The following is a 16,487-nucleotide window of genomic DNA, read 5'->3' on the forward strand; positions in this document are numbered from 1 at the left end:
ACGTGCCAAGATCATTGCTTCAACAGCAGTGGGTGTAGAACCCCGCATTATGGGTTTTGCTCCGGCACCAGCCATTAAAAAATTACTGAAACAAGCTAATCTGACTTTAGATCAGATGGATGTGATTGAGCTGAATGAAGCCTTTGCTGCACAAGCTTTAGCAGTGACCCGTGATTTAGGCTTGCCAGACGATAGCAACAAAGTAAATCCAAACGGTGGTGCAATTGCTTTGGGCCATCCACTTGGTGCTTCAGGTGCACGCTTAGTGACTACAGCCTTAAACCAGCTTGAACAGATGGGTGGTCGTTATGCCTTGTGTTCAATGTGTATTGGTGTGGGCCAAGGCATCGCATTGATTATTGAACGTGTTGAAGCACTTTAAGGAGAAACAAATGCCATCTTTTCAATCTGCCGATGCACAAATCAACTATCAAACCTTTGGTGAGCCGTCTTCCCCGACTCTGGTGTTTTCCAATTCTTTGGGCACCAATTATGGCATGTGGCAAAAACAGTTTAATGAGTTAAAAGATCAATTCTTTGTGATCTGCTATGACACACGTGGCCACGGTTCATCATCTACGCCTGACGGCCCATACACTGTAGAGCAATTAGGTGAAGATGTTGTCCGTTTACTGGATCATCTAAATATTACCAAAGCTGCTTTTTGTGGAATTTCCATGGGTGGTTTAACCGGTCAATGGCTTGCGATTCATTACCCTGACCGTTTTAGTCATGTCATTGTGGCAAATACTGCCGCTAAAATTGGACAAGAACAGGCATGGCTTGACCGTGCAAAATTAGTACGTGAGCAAGGTTTAAAACCAATCGCAGCTACAGCAGCTTCGCGATGGTTTACAGATCCCTTTATCCAAAGTCATGCTTCAATCGTCAACAACCTGTGTAACGACTTAAGTGCTGGCAGCGCAATGGGTTATGCCAATTGTTGTGAGGCTTTGGCTAAAGCGGATGTCCGTGAGCAGTTAAAAGACATTAAAATTTCTGTATTAGTCGTTGCTGGTACTCAAGATCCTGTAACAACAATCTCAGATGGTGAATTTATGCAGCAACGCATTCCACAATCAAAACTTGCAGAAATAGATGCCTCTCATATTTCCAATGTAGAGCAACCAGAAGCTTTTAATAAAATCTTAAAGGATTTTTTATTAGGTTAGTTTTAATGACTCAAAAAATGGCCTTTATAGGCCATTTTTTATATCTCGTGGAAACTTAATAACGAATCATAACCGATTTTAATTCGGTGTAATCTTCAATAAATGCATCCGAGAACTCTCTACCAATTCCTGAAGCTTTCACACCACCAAATGGAACAGATGGATCTAAGAAAGTATGCATATTGACCCACAAGGTCCCTGCTTCAATTTTAGGAATTAAACGTAAAGCTTTAGATAAGTCATTTGTCCAAATACTTGCAGTTAAACCAAAGCGCGACTGATTCATCAGTTGAACGAGTTCTTCATCAGTGTCGAACGGCATCACTCCGACCACTGGACCAAAAGTTTCTTCTGAAAATAAAGGATCATCCGTATTTTTGAAGGAAATTAAAGTCGGCTGTACAAAATAACCTGTCTGATCTAGAGCTTCACCACCAGCAATAATCTGGTTGTTGGCTTTAGCCATATATAAATAATGTTTCACTTTATTAAAGTGTGGCTGATTAGAAAGTGGACCAAACATACTTCCTTCATCCATAGCCGATCCAATTTTAAACTGCGAAAGTGCTTTCGAGAGTTTCTCGACAAGTTCATCATGTTTTGTATGGTGTACAAAAAATCGCTCTGGAGATGCACAAACTTGGCCTTGATGTACAAAAGTTGCTTGTAGCAAAGTCGGTAATATCTCATCGATATTTGCATCGGCCAAAACAGCTATGGCATTTTTACCACCCAGCTCCAGACTTACACGAGTTAAATCGCTGCTCATCGCGAGTTTACCAATGGCAATGCCTGTTGGTACCGAACCTGTAAATGAGACTTTCTTAACGAGTGGCGACTCAATTAAATATTGTCCCGTCTCCCCCTTACCTGTCACTACATTAATTACACCGGCTGGAATACCTGCCTCAATGGCAAGTTCAGCTAAACGTAATAAAGATAAGCTGGCAAACTCACTTGGTTTAAGCACAATGGTACAGCCAGTTGTTAAAGCTGAACCGATTTTCCAAACACCAATCATCAGTGAAAAATTCCAAGGCACAATCCCTGCAATCACACCAATCGGTCGTCTTAAAGTAAAAGCTGTATATTTTTCACCTTGCATAGAAGGAATAGACGGTTGCATGGTTTGACCATTAATTTTAGTTGCCCATCCCGCAAAATATCTTAAGAAAATAACAGATTGTGCTACTTCAAGATGACGGGAAATATTGATGAGTTTTCCGGTAGACAACGACTCAAGCTGTGCAAGTTCTTCACCATATTGCTCAATTAAATCTGCTAACTTGTTTAGTTTAACGCCACGTTCATACGGCGTAGTTTCGGCCCAAGCATTTTGAAAAGCATGTTCAGCACTTTTCACGGCACTTTCGACATCGTGTTGACTACCAATACCAATTTGAGCAACCACTTGTTCAGTCGATGGATTTACAATATCTACTTTATCTAAATGCTCAGCAGCAACTAATTTTCCATCAATAAAATGTCCATGTTGACGCGCCATAAATTGCTGTACGCTTGCTAAAATCTGTACTTCACTCATTTTTATTTCTCTCAATTCATTTAAAAGAATCTATTAATAGATGTATTGCAGAATCAACTGCGCATACAGATTGGTCTTGTCATCGTAGTTTTGAGTACCACCACTATGGATATCGTGTTTTGGTTTATTGAGTCCCACTAAAGGAATAACGTTAAGTTTTTTATTGACGGACCAAACCGAGAACACATCCAGCTCATGTCCATCCACATTACTTAAAGACTTATTTACTGTTTTGAACTTATAGGCCAAAGCACCTAACATGAAATTTTCTTTTAGATTCATACTGTAAGAGACTTGATGGATATCTGCATTCTTATTAAATGGACCAGCATAGTTTCCGGCAACTTCGCCCTGAAACCATGTGCCAAAACCGACCGTATTCCCATAAAACATGGGGTCATATTGGTCTGAAAAATGGCTAAAACGGTAGCCTAATGAGGGGGTATATTTTGAAGATAAAAAGTTATAGTTCAGCGCTAAGTAGCCAGCATTTTCGTGACTATCTTTTTTATCTTGAACCACAAACTCAGTTTTAACTTGTAACTCTGGTAAAGGTTGATAATTCAAGCGTAAAGCATAATTTTTAAGATCTTCGCGCCCTGAAACGTGTTCAGTATCTTCAAGGTCTAATACGTTTAAATAGGTAAACCCAACGCCCTTATCTTTAAGCTGATACATCAGATCAGTCACAAAGAGTTCAGGGGAAAATTGGGCTTTATTGTCGGACTTTAAATAAGCCAACTTTAACGTTGTATTCTCTTGCGGTTTGTATTGAAGCAAACTTGTAAAATCAAAGCTTCGACGTGCTGCCAGATAATATGCTCCGCCCCGATCTAGTGTGCCATCCGCAGGTGCTTTACCGAGATTTAATGCATCACCTGCAATGAAAAAACCATCACCAATCATGATATTTTGTCGACCAATACTTAAATCATAAGTAGTCAACTCATCTTTATTGGTACCGTCTTTAAAGCCAATGATCCAATCATTTACATCTGTTTTGCGCTCTTTGCCATTACTATTTTGGCCTGCATCACCATCGCCAAATGTTGCTGAGCTTATACCGCTCAAACTTGCATAGAGCTGATTGTTTTTAAAGGTGTATTGTCCTTTCGCACCATATTTAAGATGGCCTTCTTGCCAATTGATTCTTTCATCATCTAGGTTTTCGCCGTTATAGTTTTTACCGCTGCTAAAAGCCCCAAAAGTTGCTTCAAAAGTCGGTTTAATTTCCAGCTCACCAGCATGCGCAGTTGAAAAAAATGAGACAAAGAGAGTCCCTCTCATCACTTGAGAAAGTAGAGTTTTCATACAGAATTCCTTTTTGCGAACGGCTTACTAGCGCTCAGAAATGGGTAACTTATTCGTTATCCATTCTGGCTCATGCACATTTTTAGTGATGGTCGTGCTGCGTATTTTGCTCTTCTTCACCCAAGTTTAAAGTCGGGGTGTTGTCAAAGAAGTTCCAAGGTTTGATGAGCGTATTGACCCACTCTGTAGGCATGATTGGCCATTCTTCAGCACGTGCCACATGCGTTGTGCCTGTTGTCATCCAGACCACAAGATCTTTATTTTCAATATTTTCGTTGTTGCCAATGAATTGTCCTAACCCTGTGTCATGAGTCGAACGGTTTGAATATTTACCTTCAGGATAACGCTCGTCTGGATTGTACTGAGTCACCCAAATTTGCTTATCCATAAAGTTCAAACGTTTAAATAACCATTCGTCTTTAGAAAAATTAGCACCTTTCGCAACAGGGTGTGTTCCACCCGCAAACGGAATAAGTTGGTAAGAAACTGGATTACCTAATTTATTTTCCTTGTTGAAGTTTGTGAGTAAGCGAATAGTTGATGGATCAAATTTTTCAGCCGCATTTTGCTCATTCGTAATGACTTTACTATCAATTTGCATTGAGCTTGTACGGACACCACCTTTGTCATTGGCTTTCACCACAGGGTCCATATGCATAAAGCTGTTGTTTTCCCCGTCTACATCCATATCTAAGCGGAAGTTATAGATGTGCTGATGCGTTGTACCCACAATATTATGGTCAATTAAAGTTCCATATTTGGTGTCTTCTTTAGCGGTGCTGTCATGCATAGTCCGTGATTTAACGCCTTTAACAGCTTCAATACCCGTTGCACCCGCATTAATTCCAATTACACCATTTTGGGCAAATACCCAGTCAAACATGTAATCATAGTTACCCACTGTACTAATCCAGCGCACAACAAGTTCACGGCGCGCTTCACTTGCATCTTGGTTACCAAAAATTTCGTGATGTTTATATTCAGGCCCAGCATAACGTTCAAACACGGCTATGGCATTTGGAATTACTTGTGGTTGGCCTTTGTAATCTGCAATCACAGCATCAAGTAAAACTGCATTGTCGGGCGCATCTGTTCCCGGAAGAATAGATGAGGTAAGTGTTCCCATACCATATTCGCCAGAGTCTAAATAAGATTTGAAGTACCATCCAATATCAGGGTCGCCATATGGGACCACCATTCCACCCAAGTTACCTTCATACATGACTTTACGCTTTACGCCTTTGTCTTTATAAGTCACGGTTGAAAGCTGTAAGCCAACACGAGAATCTAACGCTACATGCAAACACCAGTTCCCCCAATGTATGGTTTGACCTGTAATGCTAAAGTTCTTACCCTCTGGTTCAGTAATATTGAGTGGTTTTAGCTTACTTGCTACGGGCTTATTCGACATATAAGGACGATTTGCCATTGGCACAGGAATGATCGCACCTTCTTCAATCTTGATAATTTTTTCTTTATCTAAATCGACTACAGCAACTAGGTTCTCAATAGGATGTGCCCAGTAGTTACCATCTCCAGTGTCTAGGTAAGCGACAACTTTTAATATATTGAGTTGTTTATCAAGTCCATCTTTACCGCCAAAATATCCAACAGTTAGTGGTGTAGCAATCACTTTCTTCACATCGGTAATGCCACGTTTCCGTAAAGCGTCTTGATATTCTTTACTCGTCTCAATTACACGCTGTACGGCCTCAAAATTATCGAGCAACACCATTCCATGGGTGTCTTTAAGGACATTCCATTTGGTGACTTGTTGAGTGTTAAGATTAACTTCACCTTCAATCGCTTGATTGCCCTTTAACAAAATAAATGAGGCAATACGATCTTCTTTAAATTCTTTGTGATTGATAAAGTAATCCCAAACTTTGGCTTTTTCTGGTTCTTTTAACTTTAACTCGGCAAAACGCATATTTTTATAGGCGTATTTCGAGCGATTAATGACATCAAATGTCTTTTTAATTTCGTCAGAATTTAAACTATTAAGAGGATGAAACGTATTTTCAATTTTGAAAGTTTGATCTAAACCAGACTGAAATACTTCATTAAAAAATTCTTTTACAATAACAGGTTTACCATCTTTAATTAGTAAAGGCACACTGAGCTTGAAAGGTTTGCCATTCACCAAAACCTGATCTGAATTGGGTTTGGCTCGAACCACCATAGAACCTTTGGTGATCATATAAGTATTGGTAAAATCATCTTTTACAACTTTAGCGCCCTGCTCACTCATGTTTTGATAAAGTGACACCATTTCAGCCTTTCCACCATGAGCATAAGCTTGAGTATTTAATCCCCAAAAGCTAGCAGCTATTGATAAGTTAAGTGCCAATATTTTTTGTATGTCATTCAATAATCGTTGTTTACGCATTGGTTTCATCCTTTTCATCTATCCCTGAACTATCTGAATCAGACAGTTAAAAATGCACTTCCCTGTGAGTGAAATTCATTAGACCAACTTAATAGTTTTAAGGTTATTAAGCTTATCTAACCTGCTCTAATGAATTTAATTTCAACACAGTTATATAGGGCTAGCTTGTTCAGGAATGACCCAGAACTTGTCTAAAAATGACATCAAAAGATGAAAGGCTTAAGCCGACATACCCTCTCTAAATTCTTTAGGAGAAATACCATAAGTCTTCTTAAAGATTTTTGAAAAATGCGCACCATCCCAAAATCCCCATTTCAAAGCAATTTGGGTAATCGAGCTTTGTTTATTTCTTTTATCGAGTAAATCTGCTTTGACTTTTTCTAAGCGTTTGAGCTGTATATATTTGTTAATAGATAGATTTTCTTGAAGAAACAGACGATAGAGATGTCGTAGCGATACCCCTATATGTTCTGCAATTAATTTAGGTGCTAAATCCGGTTTTGCTAAGTTTTCTATAATATATCGCTCGGCTTTTTCCATCAGATTATTTGAGCTATTAATATTTTTATAATTGATTGTCGGTTTGATTAAGGCAATCAGCGCATCTTCAAAAGCATTACCATCTTCGGTTGCATACCAAAGTTTGATGTTCTCAGCAGACATATTTTTCAAAATATTCTTGAGTAAAAAACCGCTCATATTTTGAGTAATGAGTTTTCCAAAATATTCGGTACTAATATTTTCTTTAAGTAATTTTTCACGCGACAAGTGCACTGAAATCTGGCTAACCAAACCTTGCGGATACATCGAAATGGTTTCGACCGGATCGACCAACACAATATCGCCTTCATTCAGGCTTAGCGTTTCATTTTTATACTCGAGCAGCATTTTTCCCGAATACTGCAAAATCAAAAAGCAAAAACGATTATTCACTCGATCGATTTCATCGGCTTTTCGGACAATTTTATTGGCATTATTTCTGATAAAAGCAATTTCGGTATCACCCAATAAGAAACATTGAACTTCTCCAATGAATAAATTACGGGTGCCGTCAAAATCTGTTTCAAAATTTCCGCAAACATTCTTGATATGGTGTGTCCAATTCAACAATGCATCACTTACATATTGGTTCATCCCTTACCTCTCTATACACGTGCCACCGCGAAATATTTTCTTTCGCTGTAGTTCACTGTCTTGGCTTATTTGCAATCATGTTTTATTGATAAACAAATTGTGTGCCAAAAATTCCTTATCCTTGGAATTCTTTTGATTATAGTCAGCTAGATGTAAAGAAGCTGATAAATCAATTCAATTTATCAGCTTAATGAGGCTTATGCTACTCCTGCAAAGTCTCGCAGCATGGTAATAAAAATATCCTTTTGTTCCTCAGAATACTTTTTAAATACCTCATTTTGGTGGCTATCGGCAATATCAAACAAATACTGCGCCGTTTGTTTACCTTTCTCAGTCAGTGCGTACAAATTATCGTGATCAACCAGCAATCCTTCAAATTTTAAAATTTCAGCCGATCTTTCTACCTCTTGCATTGGCATAGCAATATCTCGTGGTAAATCTTCTTTACTTGAAGCAGTACCACTTGCCAAAACCAGCAACAGCCTTGATTCACTGGTACGGAACCCAGAAGCCATTTGCTTAGGAATATAGTCGGTTTGATAAGCTTTAAAAGCACGGCTCATTAAGTAGCAGACATTATTATATAAATGCCCATAATGAGTCTGGTCTACACCGTTTTCTTCAGTTTGTTTCACTTGAAGGCTTGGATGCGGCATTACACAAGAATATGCGCCTTGGTGGTACACCAGCGGGCTTCGACCTTGGTCATGAAAACGGACTACCTTGCCAACAATAATCCAGTGGTCACCACCTTCAATAACTTGATAACGTTCGCACTCAAACACCGCAGAACAATTTTCTAAAATTGGTGCGCGTCCGACACCAAGTTGAAAGTTTGTGTCTGCAAATTTATCAATATTACGTCTCGAAAACTTATTAGACAGCTCAATTTGGGTGCCCGATAAAATATTAACTGCAAAATGTGTTGCTTCTTCAAATACCGAAAAACTCGAAGATTTTTTATCAATACTCCACAAAATAAGTGGTGGATCGAGTGACACCGAGTTAAAACTATTTGCGGTTACACCGACTTTCTCGCCTTGTGCATTTTGTGCAGTAATAATAGTAACGCCTGTTGCAAAATTTCCTAATGCTCGTCGGAACTGTAGTGGATCGACCGTAAACTCATCTATTTGTTGTAATACATTCATCATCTTTCTCCTAAACCTTCTCTTACATCCATATAAATCGCGAGAGCATTAGATATCTAAAACTAACCTCGGTGTTTTAGAGCGCGAACAGCACACCAATATTTGCTCATTGCTGGCTTTTTCTTCATCAGTAAAATAAACATCTCGATGATCAGGTTCGCCTTCAATCACATCACACATACAGGTTCCGCATACGCCTTGCTCGCAAGACATTTCAATCTCGATACCTTCTTTAGCTAAAGCCTGCAAAATAGTTTCGCCAGCTTCGACCATAATGATTTTTCCGCTACGCTCAGCCACCACCTCAAATGAATCTCCCGAGGTGTCGGTTTCAACTTGGAAATATTCTTTGTGGATTTGCTGCTCAGGGAAATCATGAGTCGTGGCGAGGTTAATCACCCAGTCCATAAAACCGACTGGACCACACGTGTAAATATGGCTTTCAAGATCAATATCTTTAATGGCAGATTCAAAAAACGCTCTGTGGCTTGCACCTTCGGATTTAAAATGGAAGGTTGTGTATTTTGCTAACTCACCATTTTTAATTTCATCAACAAAAGCACAGTTTTCAGGGCTAGCACCACAGTAGTGAAGCTCAAAGGATGTGCCTTCAGAGGCAAGTTGATATGCCATTGTGATTAACGGCGTAATCCCGATACCACCACCAATCAATACACTGTGTTTGGCTTTTAAAAGTGGAAATAAATTCTTTGGCTCACTAACCTGAATTTGCATGCCATCTTTGATTTCATCAAAAGCCGAGACTGAGCCACCACGTGATTCAGGATCCCGTAAAATTCCAAGGCGGAATTTTCCTTCGTCATTTGGATTTTGACAAAGTGAATACTGGCGCACCATGCCATTTGGTAAGTGCACATCAATATGCGCACCCGCTTCAACTTTTGGCAATGTTGCAGAAGTTGCAGATTCAAATTCCATGACTGCAATATTTCCACCTTCAACATGGCGATTTTTAACGACAACATCATAAAGTGTAGTCATGATTTAACTCCCTTTTCATACGTAAGCTACGTGCTTAGCGCATGAATAAACCACCGTTAATATCCCATGTTGCACCAGTCACAAACCTCGCATTTGGACTCGCGAGCAACCCACAAGTTTCAGCAATAAAATGCATACTTCCTAAAGCTTTAACCGGAATATTCTGGATGAACTGTTCCATTTTTTCGTCTGACACCACACTATGAACAATCGGTGATTCCATTGGTCCCGGTGCAACCGCATTGACCGTCACACCTTTTGCAGCAAACTCTTTGGCAAAAATTTTGGTTAACGTCACAATCGCACCTTTGGTTGCCGCATAGTGTGCACCCGTTGCAGTGCCACCGTTTTGCCCCGCTAAAGACGCCATATTAATGATGCGTCCATAGCCTTTTTTAGCCATATATTGGCCAATAATTTGGCAAGCCTGAAAAGTGCCACGTTGGTTAACTTGAGTCACCCAATCAAAATCGGCTGCGGTAATTTCTAATACTGGCGTTGCCTTGGTGACAGTTGCATTGTTAATCAACACATCAAGTTTAGAAAACCTCTCTTCAATCCATTGCACCACGGCATGAAAATCTGCTTCGACTGAAATATCTAATTTCACAGGAAACATATTTTGTGCATATTGACTTTGTGTCTTTGCATTTTCGGCCTTTTCAAGCGTACTGGCTGACAAAATCACTTGATGGCCTTGGCTCGCAAAATATTCAGCAATCACATTACCGAGTCCTGAAGCAGCCCCTGTCACTAAAACAACTTGTTTCATTTGCTGCTCCTAAAGAATGTAGCTAATACCGGCTAAAGTATCTGTTGAGTTAACCAAATTAATGATTTTACGTTTAATCTTAAAACCAGTATCGGCATCACGAGTTAGATGGTAAGTAATATCTGCGGTGTAATGCTTGAGGTTTTCTTTACGGAACTCACGTAAGTTTTGAGCACAGCGTAAAACGATTTCATTATCTTGGTCTTGAATAACTCGTACACGAGAAACACTACGTACCGTATTTGCTTTCGGCGCTGTAGAAATCGCTTCACCATTTTCAAGACGCTCTACACGTAAAGTACGCATATGGTTATCGTCATAGGCATAATTTAAGTTGTTTTCGTAGTCAGTTAGGTTTGGGTCAATCGGAATGATATAAACGCCTTTTTCATTCCATAAATTGAGCCATTCACGATATTCACTGTGGTCTAACATGTCTGCTTCAGCCCAGATGAAAGCAGTGACTTCATTTAATAATTGCAGATTCATATTCATTGCTCTCTCCTTAAGCCGTCATCATCTTTTTCCACTGCTGATAGGCTGCACGCATACCTGTTTCAGCACTGACATCACTTTTTAAGCCATCTTCAGTTTTGACTTCGCCCGGTAAACCGCGGTTCAACATGATCCATAAATCATTGCCTGCATTGGCGCCGTGTTGAACACGTTCCCAAGCTTCAGAGTCATCTGGTGTACCAAAACCAAATGGACCTTGGAAATGTTCATGCAAACGTAAGCGGTATTGGTTGGCAATTTGCGGACCACCGTCCATCGTAATCACCGAGTGATGAATTTCTGTTTCAGCAACTGAGATTGGCTGTAACACACGGAAGAATGCCATTGAACATGCAATATTCGGGAATAAATTTAAGTTAAAGCCAGAGCCACCGACAGCACGAACAATACGGCGCACTTCTAATTCTTCATGGCCTTCGTCGCGCAAAGCTTGAGCTAAGTCTTCAAAACGTTCTTGAATTGGACGCTCCATGAGCTCTTCGTCTAAATCAACCAGTTCAGGAATCATTACCATCACACTGTGACCATTTCCTAAATCTTCAACAAAACCCGGCTGGTTTTCGAAGTTAAAGAGTTCTTCGGTTTTTTCATCTACAGAACTTAAGAATGACTTGTGTACCAATGGGAAGTGATAAGCATCGGTGGTATTTTCAAGCTGAATTTTCCAGTTACCAGGGAAACGGAAACGGTGTTCACCCAACACTTTAATTGGATAACCAGCCCCTTGTTTCATAAACAGGTCAATCCATTTTTTTGCAGGTCCAAGGAACTCTTCAAGCGGCTGAATGTCTTCTTTAAATGAAGCGAAGATCATGCCGTTATATTCTTCTACACGTAGACTCACCAGCGGTAATTCTGACTTATCTAAACAGTTACCGTAGCTTTCTGGAGATGGCACACCGCGTAAACTACCATCAAGCGCATAACTCCAACCGTGGTATGGGCATACAAAACTGTTGGTCTTTCCTTTTTTATGTTCACATACGGTTGCTGCACGGTGACGGCAACGGTTTAAAAGTACATGTACTTTCTTTTTACGGTCACGTACTGCAACAACGGGCTGTTTACCAATGTTAATCGTTTTATAACTTCCACCTTCTGGAATTTCGCTGGCATGTGCAACCCACACCCAAGTGCTATAAAAGATTTTTTCCATTTCTTCATCAAAAATGCGTTCATCTTTATAAAGAGAAGTATGGGCACGGTCACTTTTAACTAAAGTTTCGTAATCAGTGCCAATGTTATGCGTTGGGATAATACTGTTCATATCAATAGTCCTTTTAAATATGTCCTGGGTCATTCCTGGGAAGGTACCGGCAATTCAGCTTCACTGTGCCAATGCGATACGGGACGACTGAAAATATTCTGTGTTTGGAAATGTTTAATTTTCCATGTTCCATCTGCTTGCTTTTGAAACTTCACGTTGAGCTTTGCAGCGTTCAGATGACTACGGCCATCTTTAAACGTTGAAGTCTGCAACATCAGCCATGAAGCATTTGCATGGTTTTGATTTACATAAATTTGTTCTGAATTTACAAAGTGTGCATTCATGACAAAGTGAGACACTTTTTGGGTGTAGCTTTTAAACATGTCGTAAATCGACTGCCAAGAATCATAACGGCCAAAGGATTTGGCATATTTCTCGCCAATACCTTCCCAAATACAGTCTTGATCAAAAAGATTCATTAACTCTTCAAGATCTGTATTTGCATTGAGCTCATCACAGATTTCCATATAACGGTTCAGGCAGTTACGAATGGCGTTGTGCGCTTCTAACTGTTCTAGCCGCTCTATGATTTCTGCCATATTCACTTTGTCAGTCATTGCGGTCGCCTTAACGTTGGATAATCAATTCGCGCCCAACACGAGCTTCAACTTTGCAATATTTCCAAAGTTTGTAGGGACCTTCACCCACCACCGTAGTTCTAAACAAGTTACAAGCCGCATGTACGGTTTCAATATCCGGAACATCTGCAAGCAAGTACGTTGTCCAAGGCCAACCTGCACTTGGGCCAACCATGCTTTGGTCATCATCAAGATTTCCAAAAACATGAACACCCGGTAAGTCATGAATGCCATTCCACATTTCACCAAACGCTGCCCAAACTGCTTTTGCTTCAGCAGGTTCTGCATCAAAAAAGTTTTGGTTAATACCCATGCAGAATAAAACACGTAATGATTTTTTAGCTTCCATCTCAATATCCTTTTTAAAAATTAAAAACTTATAAATAACCTGGGGTTGGCTTTAACCCGAAACTGATTGAGCCTGCATTTTGTAATGTTGCATCGCCCATAAAGGCATGCTGGGTCACCACGTTGGTGTCATTCACAAAACGGCTAAATGGATTGTTGGTATAGATCGCTGTCATGCCCGCGAGCATTTGCATTTTTCGCGTCACTTTGGCGCAAACTCGAGCTGCATGGGTACATGCCAGACGCATATCGCTAATTTGTTCAGCAGTTGCCTCATGTCCAGCAATAATTTCATTCCAGACAATATCCATGGTTTGATAAAACCAAGACTTTGCAGCCTGAAACTCTGCATCAGCTTGAGCAAACTCATATTGAGTCACTGGGCGGTTGGCAATTTCTGATCCGCCTGTAATGGATGCTTTACCGGGTGCCAATTTTTCAAATTCTTCTAATGCAGCAGCTGCAACGCCAATACCCACCACCGTTAACACTTGAGTCGCTAAAGACAGTGACGGATATTTAAAAAATGGTTCACTTAGTTTTGAAGGTTCACCACGTACAAAGGTCCATTTCTTTTCGACCAATACATCTTCGACTACCAAATCGTGGCTTCCCGTACCTTTTAGGCCAACGGTGTCCCATGTCATTTCGATTTTGGCTTTTTTGGCAGGCATCACTGCCATGCGTGGTAAGCCTTGCATTTCATTGTTTTTAAGCGGTGAAATTCCTACCCCAACAATGTCGGCTCCCATACAGCCACTTGAGAATTTCCAGCGTCCACGAACCACTACACCTTCATCGGTAATTTCAGCAGGTTGTGGTGGAAAAATACCTCCGGCAAACACCACATCTGGGCCGTTTTGGTACAATTCTTTAAGTGTATCTTCAGGCAAACTTCCTAAGTACGCAGGGCTCATACCAAAACTAGCCACCCAACCCACTGAACCATCAGCTTTAGATAAAGTTTCGATCAACTCACAAAACTGCCGTGGCGACCGTTCTTCACCGCCAAAACGTTTAGGAACTAATGCACGGTAAACACCAATCTGTTTAAGTTTTTCGATAATGTCTTGGCTCACATACGCCTGATTATCGAATTCGCCTGTACAAGCACGCTCACGAATTTCTTGACACAAAGCATCTAAGTCAATTGCTTTGTCTTGAGAAGCAAACTCCATTTTAGATAACTTATTCATCATCTAACTCCTTGTAATTTATTGCATTGCATCAACACAAAATTTAGCTATTGCGCATAATTGCTCATCTTTTTGATGCTTTGATACGATCTGTAAGCCCACAGGTAAACCTTCACTGGTTTCAAGTGGCACTGAAATGGCGGGATGTCCTGATAAATTAAATGGACGAACTAAAGCCGTCAGATTCAAAAAAGCGACTGTATTTTCAGCTTCAGCAACTTTTGGTGGAATTTGCGGAAGTGTTGGTAAGATCAATGCATCATACTTTTCTAATAAAGCATCAAGTTCTTGAGTCAGCTGCTGCTTCACAACTTCGGCTTGTTTTACTTGCTCTAAGGTAGTTTCAGCAGCTTTTAACAGGCGGTTATTTACATCAGGACCAATTAAACCCGTTTTGGTTAACTCACCAAAAGCTTGCCAGTTTTCATAATTAATAATCTGCATGCCTGCGACATAAGCCGCGTCAAAATATTCAACTTTTTCTAAAGTGGTCTGTAAATTCGCTTTTTGAAGCGCTTGATGAATACAGTTCCAAATAACGTCATCTGCTTTTACATCTAAAACAGCAAGTTTTGGTACGCTAGTACATTGGATAGGCTTAAAAGTTGGATCAATAATTTGCATGGCTTTTTCAATCATCTCGACTGAATTTGCAAAAGGGCCCACGCAGTCTAAAGAACTTGATGGCGGATATACGCCTTTTCTACTCACGCGACCAAAAGTCGGTTTTAAACCAAAAACTCCACAGCACGCAGCGGGCATACGAATAGAGCCACCCGTGTCGGTACCTAAAGTAAAGTCAGCTTGTTTTGCTGCAATAGCCGCAGCCGAACCACTTGAAGAGCCCCCAGGAATAAGTTCAGGATATTTTGGATTAATGGGTGTACCAAAAGCGTGATTAATGCCAGTAATGCCAAAAGCCAATTCGTGCAAATTCGTTTTCGCAATAATTTCACAATCTGCTTTTAAGATGTTTTTAACGACCTCAGCATCATCCTGAGCAGTTTCAACATCTAATAAAGCTCGACTGCCAGCAATGGTTTTTAGACCCTGAATATCAATTGTATCTTTCACCATCACCTTGAGCTTGCCATTTCCTTTATGCACGCTTTGGCTAATAATATTCATTCACTTTTCCATGTATTTTTATCCATTGATTAAAATATGGGAAAATTTAATGGAATTGTCAAGTATTTTTTATAATTTGTACTCAAGGAAATATGCAAAATTTTGTTTATAATAGGATTACCCTTTTTTCCTAAGTTATTGCTTAGCTATGCTTGATCATTTAGAACAATTTCTTCCTAATAAAGAACCGTCGAGTATTCAAAATTTCCCTTTTTTTTGGATTTCCCAAGTTAATGGAAAGTATTCTCAACTTATTGAAAAATCAATAAAAAAACTAGGCATCGACAATACACGCCGTAAAATTATTTTAAGTACCAATGCCCTTGGAGAAGCAAGTATTACCGATATTGCCAATCTTTCGACGTTAAAATTAACCACTGCAACCAAAGCGGTATATCGGTTAGTTGAAGATGAAATTGTTGAAGTCTACTCTTCTACTTCGGATGAACGGATCTCAATGGTGAAATTGACAGCTAAAGGTGTTGAGCTGGTTGAACAGATTAATCAGATTAGTGTTGTGACCTTGGCTGGTATTTTGAATGCTTTTTCAGAAGATGAGCTCCACAATCTAAATAACCAGTTGAAGAAATTATTTGATCTTATGCCTTCAAGCTAATTTAGGTCTCTTATTCATCTTGTTTGAACATGAAAAAGTAAGCAGAAAACCGATATGACCTTCTGCTTATTTTTTTAAAAATTATTAATATTTATCAAAAATTTAAAATCATAAAAAATCATTTTCTTCCTACAAATCATAGTAATTTATAAATTTTCTGATTGTTTAAATACCTATTAGGTATCCAAACATACTTAATAAGTAATGGAATTTTACATATAAAAAGAAAATAATATTTCCATCATATAGGAATTTTAACCCTCTTCTTTAACTATCTTTGTCTGTATATGCAGTTTGTATGTAAGGCAATTCTTCAATCAAACAGGTTATTTATTTTTCAAAAGTTATTGGGGGGACACCAAAC

15 protein-coding genes and 1 pseudogene are annotated in these 16,487 nt (G+C 39.5%); 3 read left to right on the plus strand and 13 right to left on the minus strand.

Annotated features, from left to right (window positions below):
- Both FY048_RS18335 and pcaD read left to right on the plus strand, forming a co-directional pair.
- A pseudogene (locus FY048_RS18335) lies at positions 1 to 382 on the plus strand (acetyl-CoA C-acyltransferase); the annotation flags it as partial.
- 10 nt (positions 383 to 392) lie between these two features.
- Positions 393 to 1,172: a 3-oxoadipate enol-lactonase gene (gene pcaD, locus FY048_RS18340; RefSeq protein WP_446092079.1), complete on the plus strand. Its 780-nt coding sequence runs from the start codon at positions 393 to 395 to the stop codon at positions 1,170 to 1,172.
- A 55-nt stretch (positions 1,173 to 1,227) separates the two neighbouring features.
- On the opposite strand, the gene FY048_RS18345 is transcribed toward pcaD, so the two are convergent.
- From FY048_RS18345 to FY048_RS18405, 13 genes are all read right to left on the minus strand, one after another.
- Positions 1,228 to 2,715, minus strand: a complete 1,488-nt coding sequence (locus FY048_RS18345) for an NAD-dependent phenylacetaldehyde dehydrogenase (protein ID WP_446092080.1) — start codon at positions 2,713 to 2,715, stop codon at positions 1,228 to 1,230.
- Positions 2,716 to 2,748: 33 nt separating this feature from the next.
- The gene (locus FY048_RS18350) at positions 2,749 to 4,002 is read right to left on the minus strand and encodes a hypothetical protein (RefSeq protein WP_446092099.1); all 1,254 of its coding nucleotides are present in this window, start codon (positions 4,000 to 4,002) and stop codon (positions 2,749 to 2,751) included.
- Between the two features lie 106 nt (positions 4,003 to 4,108).
- Complete coding sequence (tynA, locus tag FY048_RS18355; protein ID WP_446092081.1) at positions 4,109 to 6,424, minus strand: primary-amine oxidase; 2,316 nt, start codon at positions 6,422 to 6,424, stop codon at positions 4,109 to 4,111.
- 210 nt (positions 6,425 to 6,634) lie between these two features.
- Entirely contained in the window at positions 6,635 to 7,549 is a 915-nt protein-coding gene (gene feaR / locus FY048_RS18360) for a transcriptional regulator FeaR (RefSeq protein ID WP_348951370.1), read from the minus strand.
- Between the two features lie 197 nt (positions 7,550 to 7,746).
- On the minus strand, positions 7,747 to 8,703 hold the full coding sequence (locus tag FY048_RS18365) for a p-hydroxyphenylacetate 3-hydroxylase reductase component (RefSeq protein WP_426454123.1): 957 nt from the start codon (positions 8,701 to 8,703) through the stop codon (positions 7,747 to 7,749).
- A gap of 45 nt (positions 8,704 to 8,748) precedes the next feature.
- Positions 8,749 to 9,702 (minus strand): PDR/VanB family oxidoreductase, encoded by a 954-nt coding sequence (locus tag FY048_RS18370; RefSeq protein ID WP_005040199.1) that lies wholly within the window; start codon positions 9,700 to 9,702, stop codon positions 8,749 to 8,751.
- A gap of 34 nt (positions 9,703 to 9,736) precedes the next feature.
- On the minus strand, positions 9,737 to 10,474 hold the full coding sequence (locus FY048_RS18375) for an SDR family NAD(P)-dependent oxidoreductase (protein ID WP_446092082.1): 738 nt from the start codon (positions 10,472 to 10,474) through the stop codon (positions 9,737 to 9,739).
- 9 nt (positions 10,475 to 10,483) lie between these two features.
- Complete coding sequence (locus tag FY048_RS18380) at positions 10,484 to 10,969, minus strand: aromatic-ring-hydroxylating dioxygenase subunit beta (RefSeq protein ID WP_045431344.1); 486 nt, start codon at positions 10,967 to 10,969, stop codon at positions 10,484 to 10,486.
- Between the two features lie 10 nt (positions 10,970 to 10,979).
- A complete protein-coding gene (locus tag FY048_RS18385; protein ID WP_446092083.1) occupies positions 10,980 to 12,257 on the minus strand; it encodes an aromatic ring-hydroxylating oxygenase subunit alpha in 1,278 nt (425 codons plus the stop codon).
- Positions 12,258 to 12,286: 29 nt separating this feature from the next.
- Complete coding sequence (locus FY048_RS18390) at positions 12,287 to 12,814, minus strand: nuclear transport factor 2 family protein (protein ID WP_446092084.1); 528 nt, start codon at positions 12,812 to 12,814, stop codon at positions 12,287 to 12,289.
- Between the two features lie 10 nt (positions 12,815 to 12,824).
- On the minus strand, positions 12,825 to 13,184 hold the full coding sequence (locus FY048_RS18395) for a hypothetical protein (RefSeq protein ID WP_000387554.1): 360 nt from the start codon (positions 13,182 to 13,184) through the stop codon (positions 12,825 to 12,827).
- 28 nt (positions 13,185 to 13,212) lie between these two features.
- Complete coding sequence (locus FY048_RS18400; RefSeq protein ID WP_446092100.1) at positions 13,213 to 14,361, minus strand: acyl-CoA dehydrogenase family protein; 1,149 nt, start codon at positions 14,359 to 14,361, stop codon at positions 13,213 to 13,215.
- Between the two features lie 36 nt (positions 14,362 to 14,397).
- Complete coding sequence (locus FY048_RS18405; RefSeq protein ID WP_446092085.1) at positions 14,398 to 15,507, minus strand: amidase; 1,110 nt, start codon at positions 15,505 to 15,507, stop codon at positions 14,398 to 14,400.
- Between the two features lie 148 nt (positions 15,508 to 15,655).
- Here FY048_RS18405 and FY048_RS18410 point away from each other — a divergent pair, with 148 nt between their 5' ends.
- Positions 15,656 to 16,123, plus strand: coding sequence for a MarR family winged helix-turn-helix transcriptional regulator (locus tag FY048_RS18410; RefSeq protein WP_004642999.1), 468 nt, complete (start codon positions 15,656 to 15,658; stop codon positions 16,121 to 16,123).
- Positions 16,124 to 16,487 lie beyond the last annotated feature (364 nt).

It is taken from the genome of Acinetobacter sp. 1124_18A, from assembly GCF_052824995.1.